This is a genomic window from Pseudomonas sp. KCJK8993 (genome assembly GCF_046230915.1).
Classification (GTDB): Bacteria; Pseudomonadota; Gammaproteobacteria; order Pseudomonadales; family Pseudomonadaceae; genus Aquipseudomonas; species Aquipseudomonas piscis.
This window is the reverse complement of the sequence record NZ_JBJJLO010000156.1, coordinates 1-11,824: the sequence shown is the minus strand read 5'-3', so window position 1 is coordinate 11,824 and position 11,824 is coordinate 1. Positions and strand designations below refer to the sequence as shown.

The window sequence follows — 11,824 nt, the reverse complement described above, 5'->3', positions numbered from 1 at the left end:
AGTGGGGCCAGGGCCCAGCCCTGCCCGAGCGCGCGGTCATCCTTTCTGACTTGCTTCACTACGACCTTCCTTAGTTGCATTGATGAAAAACTGCGTTGGTCAAACTCCGTATGGCAACGCCTGGCTGGCAAGCCCATGGGCTCGCCAGCGCCACGGCGTTTCAGAAACGCCACTGCAGGTTGAGTCCTGCACCATGCTGTTGCTCACGACTGGCCAGGCGCCCCTGATAGTCCAGGCTCAGGTCCAGGTCGCGGGTCAGCCCGACCCGGGCCTGGAGGCCCACCAGCGCGGCATCGCGCAAGGCCGGTGCCGTCTGCACCCGGAACGGCAAGTCGCTGCCGGCAAAGGCCAGGTGCTCGCGATCCTGGGTCCCGCTCAGGCGGTGCTGCCAGCCCAGGCTCGCCGCCAACTGCAGGTCCTGTTGCGAACCCAGTTGCCATTGCTGGCGTGCGCGCAAGCCCAAGGTGCCGAGCCAGGCATCACGCTGCTCGTCACCGGCCTGCAGGGCCGCGGCGTCGCCCTTCTCATGGAAGGCATCGCGATCCAGGTGCTGGTAGGTCAGGTTGGCGAAGGGTTCCAACTGCGCCGCCGACACCGCCAGGCGATAGGCCGCCTCGGCGAACAGCTGCTGGCTGCGAGCATCGAGCCGTGCGCGCTGGCGGCCGGACACCTGGCCATAGGCCAGGTCACGCCGGACCTCGGCGCGGTGCCAGCTGTAGCTGCCGCCCAGGCTCAAGCGCCACTGCTCCAGGTCATGGCGGGCATAGGCGCCAAGGTGGTAGCTGTCGACCGTGGCCCGGGAGTGGCTGCCGCCCATGCACAGGGAGCTGTCGCTGTGGCCGGCGGCCAGGCCGGCCCGGGTCTGCTCGTCGACGTCACGGTCCAGGCCCAGCAGCAGGCCGCCCAGGGAACTGGTATAGGACTCGCTGCCCTGCACACCCTCGATCCGCCCCCAACTGCCCAGGCCCTTGAGCCAGAGCTGGGACGCACCCGCCTCACCCGCTGTGGTACCAGCGGCGTCGGTCTGCAGGGCCCCACCTTGCGCACGCTCGCCCAGGGCATCGCGCACCAGCGCGCCCTGGCTGAGCAGCATCGAATCCAGCGCCGGGTAGATCTCCCCGGCCAACTGCCGCAGGCCATCCCGGGCCTGCTCCGCCGAGGTCGAGAGCAACAGGCTTTCATACACGGGGTTGCCCGGCCCCAACCGCTCCACGGCGCCACCACTGGCGCGCTGGTTGGCCGTGGCCCCGACACTGTCGAAGGTCGCGGCGCTGCGGCTCACCTCCAGCTGCACGCCGCCGGCCGAATAGTCGAGCAGGGTCCCGAGGAACAGGTAGCCGGGCTGGACCTGGGCGAAGCGTCCGTTGACCCCGCCCGCGGCCTGCAGGATGTCGAACTGGCGCCCCACCAGGCTCGCCACCGGGCCGCCGGCCAGCAGGTTCGGCTGGGGCTCGGGCACCAGGCTGAGATTGGCGCCAGCGACACTGGCCTGGCCGCCCACCACGAGCCGGTCGCTGGCCGTGGGCGACAGCTCCACCCGATAGGTCGAGCCCGGCTGCAAATCCAGGTTGCCGGCGACATTCAAGGTACCGATGGAGTTGCCCGGCGCCACCACGCCCCCGGCCCTGGCGGTCAGGGCAGCGATCCGGCCGTTGCCGCCCAGGGTGCCGCCGGCATTGACCGTCACCGCCGATTGCAGGTTGCCGTTGACCGCCAGCAACCCGCCATCGACCCGGGTCGGGCCGCGGTAGCTGTTGTCCCCCGCAAGCACCAGCCAACCGGCACCGGACTTGACCAGGCTGCCCTGGTAGACCCGTTGCGCGGCGGCCGCGTCCCGGGCCATGCCCAGGGCGTAGTCAGTGCGATCCTGCTGGCTGGCTCCCGCCGCCAGGCCATTTTCCCAGCCGCGATCCTTGAGGGTCTGCTGCCAGGCTTGGCGTTCCGCGGCATCCTCGGCTTGGCGCTGCACCAGGGCCTGGTCGGAGATACCGTTGCTCCAGATATCGCCCTGCCCGCGCCCCAGGTTGACGTCGAACTCCCCCAGCAACTGCCCGGGGCCGTGCAACGCCCGATCCAGGTCCGGCACGCCCCAGCCCACCAGGTTGCTCGGTCCCTGGGTCGGCGAGCCATCGAGCTGGCGCGAGGTGGTCAGCAGCACTTGCAGGGCCTGCTGGTTGTTCAGGTAGGGATAACGCTCCATCACCAGGGCCAAGGCCCCGGTGGCGTGGGGTGCGGCCATCGAGGTGCCGTTGTAGGTGGCATAACCGCCACCCGGCACGGTACTGCTGATCGCCGCGCCCGGGGCGGCCAGGCACCAGTACTTGGCGATGCCGCACTGGTTGTATTTCTGCTGGTTGTTCTTGTCCAGGCCCGACACCGCCAGCCAGTGGCCTTCCAGCTCCGGCTGGAAGTACGGCAGCGCCGAGCGCACGCTGGCGTTGGCATAACCGCTGTTGCCGGCGCTGAACACGTTGATCACGCCGCGACGCGCCACGTCGCCGGCGGCGTCGAGCCAGGTGTCCTGCTGGAAATGCTGGGCATAGGCCGCACGCAAATCACCCAGGGTCTGGTAGCTGACATCCTTGGGCTGGCTGCCCCAGCTGTTGTTGATGGCCCGCACCCCGGCATCCACCAGGGCACCGTAGACCGCCTTGAAATACCGTGGATCGGGGTCGGTGCCGAACAGCAACTTGTCGTTCTTGTTGGTGTTACCCACATACACCTGGGCATTGAAGGCCACGCCATGCATGCCCACGCCATCCCGGGCCGCGCCCATGGTGCCGGTGACATGGGTACCGTGGCTGTCGTTGGCGCCATTGAGCACCCCGGACACGCTGAACGGGGTGCCGTCCAGATACTGGCCGGTGGCGGTAACCGCGTGAAAACGTCCGGGACTGGCCTCCGGGTGGGCGGCATCGAACCCCGAGTCCAGGGCACCGATGCTGACCCCGGCGCCGGTGATCCCGGCGGCGTAGGCCTGGCTCGCCTGCATGCGCTCCAGGCCCCAATCCTGCCGGTATTCGGCCGAGCGCCAACTGGCGGGGTCGCCCAGGCGGCCAGTCTCCTGATAGGCCGCCACGGCCGACAGCGGCAACGCGGTGGCGAACGCCAGGCACAGGGTGCCTGTCAGCGTCTTGAGCTGATCACATCTCACATCCATGTCGATGACTTCTCTTGTTTTTGTTGTCGGACCGCCCGTTCCGGGTCGATCGGTGTGTCGCTGCATTGCCTGGCCGCAAGCCCGCGGCCCTATCGAGCCGGAGGCGGTCGCCCGCCTCTGGCCTGTGACTTGGATTTCAGGCGAAAACCAAGCTCGAGCCGTTGACTCCCTCCATGCCGACGCCCAGCAGCGTCACCGAGTAGTCGCCCACCTTGAGCAAGGTGTCGCCACCGCTCTGGGACAGGTGCTGGCTGTAGTCGAAATGGGCATCGACCCCCGGCACGCCCATGAACACCAGCTTGTCGCTGGCCTGGTAACCGTGGATCAGGTCATCGCCGAAGTTGCCGCTGAACAAAAAGGTGTTCACCCCGCCACCGCCGGACTGCATCACATCGTTGCCGCTGCCACCGACGAAGGTCACGTTGGGCCTGTCGCTACCCAGGAAGTCGTTGCCATCATGACCGAACAACCAGTCGCCATCGACGCCGGCCAACAGGGTGTTGCCACCGCCATCGCCATTGAGGGAATGGTTGTAGGCGTACCACGCCTGGCCGTCGAACATGCCGTCGGCGCTGAGGCTGTAGGTGACGTCCCGACCGCCCCACTGCCAGAAGCTGCCCTGCTCGTGGCTGACCAGCGCGCCGATATCGCGGGTCATGCTGATACCGCCGTAGGCATCGCGGATGTACAAGGTGCCGTCGCCGTCGTTGGCGATGGAGAAGTTCTGCAAGGGTTGGCGCAGCTCCAGCACGTTATGGCCCTGGCCACCGTGGATGATGTTGTAGCCGCCATCATCGCGGAACCGATCGTCGCCGGCGCCGCCATCCAGGTAGTCGTTGCCCTTGCCGCCGTGCAGCAGGTCGTTGCCTTCGGTGCCGATGATGAAGGTGCTGCCGCTGTGCTGCTCAGAGTAGAGGTTGAGGTCCTTGACCCAGACCTGGTCGCGCTTGCCCTCGGACAGGTTGGAAATCACCACCGTGGAATCGCTACTGGTCAGGTCATAGAAATCCGAGGCGATCAGGCGATTCAGCCCCGCGGCGTAGTCCACCGCGCTATGGGCCGACCAGGACGCGGGGTTGAGGATGCTCTGGGGCACCAGCTTGCCCAGCAGCGACGAATAGTGATCGGTGAAACTGACGATGTTGTTGGTCGCCGAGTCCTGGGGCCGGTCATGGGTACCCAGGGACGAGGCGTTGAAGTGGGTACCGTCCAACACCCGGAATACCGGATCGTTCTCATAACCGATGTTCAGCACCTGATGACTGTCGGCGCTCTGGGTCGGCGAGGCGAAGGCCACATAGTTGGCATCCTTGAAAAAACCGCCCCAGTGCTCACCGCTCATGGCCGCCAGGCTGTTGACCCCCAGGCCGCCCAGGCTATGCCCAGTGACCAGCACGTCCTTGCCGGCCAGGCCCTGGGCGGCGGCGAAGGCGGCGACCTTGCCCAGCAGGTTGTCGAAGGCCAGGCGGCTGTAGTTGTCGGCAAAACCCGGGGAAAACGCCGCCTGCAGGTCGTTCACCGCATCGGCCAGGCTGTCGGTGCCGCGAAAACTGATGCCGATGGACAGCAACTGCCCACTGGCGTCGTACTTGCCGAGGATCTCCACCTGGGCATCGCTGACCGAGGCTTGCTCGCCGGATATGGTGCCCTGGGCGCTGACGTTGCCCTCATAGCCCAGCTGTGTCGCGCTGATCGGTCGCCAGGACGTGCCCGGCAAGGGCTGTCCCGTGGGGGACGAGGCGTACAGGGCCAGGTTGATGGCGTCGCTGTACTGGGCTTTACCGGCACTGCCAAGGGCGTTCTTGTAATCGAAGATGCTCATCCGCTTTCTCCTTTTTTATCCCTGTGCCCGCGTCCTTCGGCAAAGGCCTAGGGCACCGTGCGTTGACCGAAGGCCTCGTCGACCCTGGCCAGGTCAGTTTCACGCAGGGTTCCTGCGTAGTAGTGCAGCTTGGTCCAGGCCATCAGGTAGTCGTAGCGGGCCTGGGCCAGGTCGCGTCGGGTGGTGTACAGCTGCTGCTCGGCGTTCAACGCGTCGAGGTTGACCCGCTCGCCGCCCAGGATGCTCTGCTTGGTGGAGACCACCAGCGCCTCGGCCGAGGTGAGGGCCTTCTGATAGGCGCGTAGCTTGTTCACCCCTGATAGACAGGCACTGAATTGCCGGCGCAGTTCAATCAGGGTTTCCCGGGTCCTGCCGTCCAGCTCGTACTCGGCCTGTTCCATATTGCGACTGGCCTGGCGCGTCGAGGCCGAGACCCCACCGCCAGCGTAGAGCGGCATGCTGATCTCGATACCGATGGTGTTGGTGTCGTAGCGCTGGTTATAGGTGTTGCCACTCTCGGACTCGTTCTGGCGCGAGGTGGCATAGGCGCTGAGCCTGGGCAGGTGCCCGGCGCGATTGCGCTCCACCTCGTAGCGGGCCACCTCCACCCGCTGGCGCTGGGAGGCCAGCATCGGGTTGTTGCTCAGGGCCATTTCGTGCCAGCTGTCGTAGTTGGCCGGGCTCAAGGCGAACGACTGGAAGCCCTCCTGCAGCGGATCCAGGTCACGCACGTCGATGGCCGGTTCGCCAATCAGCGCCGCCAGCTCACGCAGGGCCGCGTCTTGTTCGTCCCGGGCCTGGATCTCCTCGGCGGTGGCCAGCTCGTAGCGCGACTCGGCCTCGAGGATGTCGGTGCGGGTGCCCTCGCCTTGTTCGAACAGGTGGCGGTTCTGCTGGAATTGCTGGTCGAAGGCCTTTTTCTTGGCCAGGGCGATATCGATCTGGTCCTGGGCGAACAAGGCCTTGGTGTAGTAGTCCAGGACGCGCACCAGCAACTCCTGGCTCTTGCTGCGAAAGTTCTCGTCGGCGAACAGCGCCTGGGCCACGCCCTTGCGGTAGTTGGCGTAGGCCTCGTAGTCCAGCAAGGGCTGCTGCAAGGTCAGGGACGAGCCATAGCTGTCGTAGTTGCGTTTGTCGGTCTGGCTACCGCCCCGGGGAGCTGGATAGGTGGCCTTGGAATTGTTGTGGCCCTTGTTGTAGCTGTAGCTCAACTTGGGCAGCAATCCTGCCCGGCCGATGATGCGGTTCTCGAGGCCGGCGTCGCGTTCCTTGATGGCGGCCAGGAACACCGGGTCGTTGCGCAGCGCCAGCTCGTAGACCTGGAACGGCCCCATGGCCTGGGCCCCCTGGCACACCAGCAAGGACAGGGTTGCAGCGAGGATGGAAAACTTACTCATGCGACGCGACATCCTTATTCTTCGGTCAGGGCGGAACCAGCCCGGTCGATCAGGGGCTTGAACAGGTAGTTGAGCAATGAGCGCTCGCCGGTACGCACGAACATTTCCGCCGGCATCCCGGGCTTGATCACCAGGCCGTCGAGCTTTTCCATGGCCTGGTCGCTGACACTGCTGCGCAGCACGTAGTACGGCATGCCGGTGCGCTCATCGATCAGCTGGTCGGCGGAGACCAGGCTGACCTCGCCGGAGACCCGGGGGGTGCGGCTCTGGTTGAAGGCCGTGAACAGGATGTCCACCGGCAGCTGGGTGCCGACCTTGTCCACCAGGTTCACCGGCAACCGCCCTTCCACTTCTAGGTGGGTGCCCTGGGGCACGATTTCCAGCAGGGTGTCGCCCTGACGCACCACCGCACCCTCGGTATGCACCCCAAGGTTGACCGCGATGCCGTCGGCGGTGGCGATGATCTCGCTGTGCTGCAGGTCGAAACCGGCGGATGTCAGCTGCTGCTCCAGGGTCTGGGTCTTGAGCTGGGCTTCGGCCAGTTGGCTGCGCACTTCCTTCTGGTATTCCTCGCTGTGCTGCTGCAACTTGAGCCGGGATTCGAGAATGCCCTGCTCCACCCGACCACTCTCACCGGTGTTCTGCGCCAGCTCCTGCTGGACCTGGGACAACTGGCGCTGGTACTCCAGCAGGCGGTTGCGCGGTATATAGCCGTTGTCGGCCAAGGGTTGCAGGTTAGCCAGCTGCTGGCGCAAGGAACCGGCCTGGTTGTCCAGGTCGTTGCGGGCTCGACGCATGCCCGCCAACTGCGCGGTGGCGCCTTCGATATTGGCGCGGATCCCCGCCTGTTCGCGCATGAAGGCCTCGCGCCGACTGCTGAACAGCTGCCGCTGGCCCTCGAGCACCAGGGCCAGGCGCGGGTCGTCGCTGCTGGTCAGTTGCGCCGGGAAGTCCACCTGCTTGAGGTTGTCGCGTTCGCTGCGCCAGCGCGCCAGGCTGGCCATGGCCATGCGGTACTGGGCCTGCAACGACTGCACGTCCGCCGCCACCTGGGTCTGGTCCAGGCGGAACAGCGGCTGGCCCTGCTTCACGCTTTCGCCTTCACGCACCAGGATCCGGCTGACCACACCGCTGCTCATGGATTGCACGGCCTTGCGCTTGCCGGACACCACCACCGTGCCCTGCACCGGGATCCCCTGGTCCAGGGGCGCCAGGGCGGCCCAGAGGAAGAAGCTGCCGGCGCCGGCCAGTGCCAGGAACCAGCCCAGGCGGGCAAAGAAACCGGCGTCGCGTTCGACCCGTTCGGGCACGTAGTCCTGTTCGATCATCATGTTGCTGTCCTTGCTCATGCGCCTTGATTCCGCGTCGGGACCTGGTACTGGCGGCTCATGCTCAAGCCGCCGGGAGCCGATGCGGCAGGTCGCTCCCGAGGTGCTTCCTGGGCCTGGGCTTGCTGTGCGCCGGCCAGGGCCTTGAGCACTTCCTGGCTGGGGCCGAAGGCCTGCAGGCGCCCTTCATTGAGCACCAGCAGCTTGTCGGCCAGGGCCAGCACCGAAGACCTGTGGGTCACCAGTACCACGCTGGTTCCCCGGGCCTTGAGCTGGGCGATCGCCGCGGCCAGGGCGCTTTCGCCCACGGTGTCGAGGTTGGAGTTGGGTTCGTCGAGCACCACCAGGCTCGGGCTGCCATACAGCGCCCGGGCCAGGGCCACCCGCTGCTTCTGGCCGCCGGACAGGCCGCTGCCATCATCACCCAGGATCGTGTCGTAGCCCTGGGGCAGACGCAGGATCAACTCATGCACCCCGGCCATCTGCGCGGCCTGGACCACCTGTTCCGGATCGGCCTGGCGAAACCGCGCGATGTTCTCGGCGACGCTGCCGGTGAACAGTTCGATGTCCTGGGGCAAGTAGCCGATGTAGGGGCCCAGCTCATCGCGGTTCCAGCGGTGGATATCGGCGCCATCCAGGCGCACCGTGCCAGCCAGGGTCGGCCACACGCCCACCAGCACTCGCGCCAGGGTCGACTTGCCGGAGCCGGAAGCGCCCAGCACCCCCAGTACTTCACCGGCCTGGAGGCTGAAGTTCACCTGCTGCAGGGTCGCCATGCGCCGCCCGGGCGGGCCGGCGCTGACCTGTTCGAAGCTCACCTGGCCCTTGGGCGCGGGCAGCGACATGGCGCTGTCACCCGGAGGAAACTCGCGCAGCAGCGAATCCAGCCGGTTGTAGGCCAGCTTGGCGGCGCTCCACTGTTTCCACACCGCGATCAGTTGGTCGATGGGACTCAGGGCCCGGCCCATGAGGATCGAGCCGGCGATCATCATCCCGGCGGTCATGTCGCCCTTGATCACCAGCCAGGCGCCCAGCCCCAGCACCAAGGATTGCAGGCACAGGCGCAAGGTCTTGCTCAGGGAGCTGATGACCGCGCCGGTGTCGCTGGCCTGGTTCTGCAGGCCGAGAAAGCGCGAGTGCACGCCGAACCAGCGCTTGCGCAAGGCACCGAGCATGCCCATGGCCTGGATGGTCTCGGCATTGTGCAAGTGGCTGGTGGCCAACTGCGTGGACCGCTGCGAATACCCGCTGGCCTCGCTCAAGGGCTTCTTGGTCATGGCCTCGTTGAGGAATGCCAGGGCGATCAGCAGGGCCGCGCCCGCGGTGGCCATGACCCCGAGCCAGACGTTGAAGGCGAAGATCACCAGCAGGTAGATGGGGAACCAGGGGGCGTCGAAGAACGCGAACAGCGCCGGCCCGGTGAGGAACTGGCGAATCTGGGTCAAGTCGCCCAGGGACTGTCCGGCATACCCCTCGCCGCGGGCGAGGTTGCGCTCGAACGCGGCCTGGTAGACCCGCAGGTTGAAGCGCCGCTCCAGTTGGCTGCCGATGCGGATGACGATGAAGCTGCGCAGCACTTCCAGCAGGCCGATGAAGACGAAGAAGCCCACCACCATCAGCGACAGCATCGCCAGGGTGGTCTCGTTCTGCGAAGACAGCACCCGGTCATAGACTTGCAGCATATAGATAGAAGGAACCAGCATAAGCAAGTTGATCAGCGCGGTAAAACAGCCAACGCTGATCAGGATGCCTTTATATTCGCCCAGTGCCTTGAACAGTGGTGCGGGATGAGTGTTCTTCACCATTTTTTAACCATATCCCTGAGCTGTTAATCCGCGTTCGATGGCGAGGAGACAATGTAGTACATCACTAACAAAGTGCTCTTCTTAGTTCATAAAGCCTGCGGACACAGACAATTCGGACAGCTGTTTGCAACAGCAGCCCGAACATACTCCTGTCGGTCAAGCGAAAGACAATATAGTGGCCGTCGAATATTGAACTAGACGAACATCACCGACCGTTAATTAGCGGCACGCTGCAGGACTATCAGGCCGTCACTTTTCAGGCGTGCTTCATACCGGCCTTCCTGCTGGCGACTGAAAAAGATCACCCTGGACCCTTCGCGCCCGGTGATGGAAATACCGTCGGGCTCGGGGAACCAGCCCACGGCGGTTTCACCAATCCATCTGGACAGGCACTCGACGCCATCGCCCAGGGCCGAACCCTGCAGCAAGTCCAGGGTGCAGGATTCGCCCGGCTGGGCCGCCTGCTGCAATTGCCAGTGTCCAACCAGCTCCGAGGGGTCCGCCAAACGCAGGCTGCTTGCCATGGTCATCGCTCCATAAAACATCGTCAGCATCGCCAGCAGCCGCAAGGCCGCCTGGCAACACAAGGTGTGAGGGTTCATAGGGTCCTCCGTCAGCGCAGTAGAATCGCTCAGCCCCAGGGCTGATACAACCAAGGAAGGCGACGCATGCGCGCCGCCCTCCGCCTACTTCACTCAGGCGACAATGTCGCTGACCGCTGCCTGGCCCACGGTGGTGACCAGGAAGTCCGCCACGCCGTGCCCGGAGAAGTCCACCGACAGGGTGCTGACACCACCGGAGGTGGTGAGGATGGCATCACCCGCCGCGCCGCTGAAGGCGTTGACGAAGTGCAGGCCGGCGCCCTTGGTGATACCGGTCAGATCGATCTTGTCCTGGCCGCTGACGAAATCCATGATCTGGTCGGCCGCACCCGGCTTGGAGTCGGTACTGGCACCGAACACGAAGGTGTCCGCGCCGGAACCGCCCCACAGCTTATCGGCACCGCCACCACCGTAGATGATGTCGTTGCCGGCACCGCCCTTGAGTTCGTTGGCGACATTGTTACCGATCAGCAGGTCGTTGCCCGAACCACCGATGGCGTTCTCCACGGTCACACCCTTGGCAATGGAAACGTTGCCGATCAGGCCACCAACGTCGGAGAACGAGGTCTCGTTGAGGTTGATTTTCTGATTCTGGGTAAAACCGGAGAAGTCCAGGGTGTCGTTGCCGCCACCGTCCCACACCGAGAACACCAGCTTGTCGGCCGACGAGGTCGCGCTGTAGAAGTCGCGCCCGGTGTTGGAGTTGAAGCCGTAGGTGGTGTCGCCGGCACGGGTGGCGTAGTTGGCACCGTAGAGCTTCTGGATCGCCGCGATGTCATCGATCAGCGGAGCGGACGCATAGGCTTCGACCCCGCCCTTGCTGAAGTTCTGGCTGGTGTTGCTTTCACTCCAGTAGCTCATGATGCTGTAGCCGCGGGTGTCCTGCCCGTAGGTCGCATCGTTGTAGGTCGGGTTGCCATTCCCGGCGTTGTAGTCGCCAGGGTGGGCCAGGCCCAGGGTGTGGCCGATCTCGTGGGTCAGGGTCTGGCGACCGTAGTTGTTCAGGTCCGGGGTCTTGTTCGGGGTATAGCTGCTGTTGATCAGGTACCACGAAGTCCCGTCATAACCCGCGCCAGTGCCCGGCAGGTAGGCGAACGCCGCAGCACCATCCTGGCCGCTGCTGTAGTTGCCGAAGGTCATGTGGCCATCACCACCGGAAGCCTTCTCGGTGAAGACCACATTGGCCACATCGGCCCAGGATTGCATGGCGAGCACGGCCTGGGCTTTCTGCTGGGCATTGAACTGGCTGAACCCGGCGATACCATGCTTGTTCATGGTGCTCTGGGAGGCCGAGGTCAGGAAGGTATAGGTCAGATCGATCTTGCCATTGCCGTTCAGGTCCTTGTACGAAGCACCGTCGCGCAGGATCTGCGTGGCGGCCTGGTCGACCGAGAACGAAGGTTTGCCATTGACCGTGAGATTGCCGCCACGATCGTACTGGTGGCTGAAGCTATTGACCTGGTTATACGCCGAACTTGCTGCTGCCAAAGGCACCAGTTGTTGTTCGGCGGCATCAATAGCGTCATTCACTTTTACTTTCGACATAAACACACTTCCTTGTAATCAATGGAACAGTTTTTGTCCGATAGCGACAATCCCTGGCGAGATCGTCCTATCACTCGCCTTAAGTAGGCGCAAGGAAACTGACACAATTTGAAATCGGACGTCCACTACTTTTTTGACGTCAAATTCCACTGTTCCGGGAAACTC

7 protein-coding genes are annotated in these 11,824 nt (G+C 64.7%); all 7 read right to left on the bottom strand.

What is annotated here, in order from left to right; all coding sequences use genetic code 11:
* Positions 1-160 precede the first annotated feature (160 nt).
* A complete protein-coding gene (locus ACK6AU_RS29695; RefSeq protein ID WP_409303191.1) occupies positions 161-3,160 on the bottom strand; it encodes an autotransporter domain-containing protein in 3,000 nt (999 codons plus the stop codon).
* 136 nt (positions 3,161-3,296) lie between these two features.
* Positions 3,297-4,982, bottom strand: coding sequence for a polyurethanase (locus tag ACK6AU_RS29690; RefSeq protein ID WP_409303189.1), 1,686 nt, complete (start codon positions 4,980-4,982; stop codon positions 3,297-3,299).
* Between the two features lie 47 nt (positions 4,983-5,029).
* A complete protein-coding gene (locus tag ACK6AU_RS29685) occupies positions 5,030-6,391 on the bottom strand; it encodes a TolC family outer membrane protein (protein WP_185698821.1) in 1,362 nt (453 codons plus the stop codon).
* A 2-nt stretch (positions 6,392-6,393) separates the two neighbouring features.
* A complete protein-coding gene (locus ACK6AU_RS29680; RefSeq protein ID WP_409303193.1) occupies positions 6,394-7,710 on the bottom strand; it encodes an HlyD family type I secretion periplasmic adaptor subunit in 1,317 nt (438 codons plus the stop codon).
* Positions 7,711-7,724: 14 nt separating this feature from the next.
* Positions 7,725-9,512: a type I secretion system permease/ATPase gene (locus tag ACK6AU_RS29675; RefSeq protein WP_409303187.1), complete on the bottom strand. Its 1,788-nt coding sequence runs from the start codon at positions 9,510-9,512 to the stop codon at positions 7,725-7,727.
* 215 nt (positions 9,513-9,727) lie between these two features.
* Positions 9,728-10,114: an AprI/Inh family metalloprotease inhibitor gene (locus tag ACK6AU_RS29670; RefSeq protein ID WP_185698818.1), complete on the bottom strand. Its 387-nt coding sequence runs from the start codon at positions 10,112-10,114 to the stop codon at positions 9,728-9,730.
* A 93-nt stretch (positions 10,115-10,207) separates the two neighbouring features.
* The gene (locus tag ACK6AU_RS29665; RefSeq protein ID WP_409303185.1) at positions 10,208-11,659 is read right to left on the bottom strand and encodes a serralysin family metalloprotease; all 1,452 of its coding nucleotides are present in this window, start codon (positions 11,657-11,659) and stop codon (positions 10,208-10,210) included.
* Positions 11,660-11,824 lie beyond the last annotated feature (165 nt).

What these genes read in the sequence shown, in the direction of transcription:
- ACK6AU_RS29695 (WP_409303191.1), bottom strand. Translation starts at nt 3,160, where the DNA reads ATGGATGTGAGATGTGATCAGCTCAAGACGCTGACAGGCACCCTGTGC.
- ACK6AU_RS29675 (WP_409303187.1), bottom strand. Translation starts at nt 9,512, where the DNA reads ATGGTGAAGAACACTCATCCCGCACCACTGTTCAAGGCACTGGGCGAA.
- ACK6AU_RS29665 (WP_409303185.1), bottom strand. Translation starts at nt 11,659, where the DNA reads ATGTCGAAAGTAAAAGTGAATGACGCTATTGATGCCGCCGAACAACAA.
- ACK6AU_RS29690 (WP_409303189.1), bottom strand. Translation starts at nt 4,982, where the DNA reads ATGAGCATCTTCGATTACAAGAACGCCCTTGGCAGTGCCGGTAAAGCC.
- ACK6AU_RS29685 (WP_185698821.1), bottom strand. Translation starts at nt 6,391, where the DNA reads ATGTCGCGTCGCATGAGTAAGTTTTCCATCCTCGCTGCAACCCTGTCC.
- ACK6AU_RS29680 (WP_409303193.1), bottom strand. Translation starts at nt 7,710, where the DNA reads ATGATGATCGAACAGGACTACGTGCCCGAACGGGTCGAACGCGACGCC.
- ACK6AU_RS29670 (WP_185698818.1), bottom strand. Translation starts at nt 10,114, where the DNA reads ATGAACCCTCACACCTTGTGTTGCCAGGCGGCCTTGCGGCTGCTGGCG.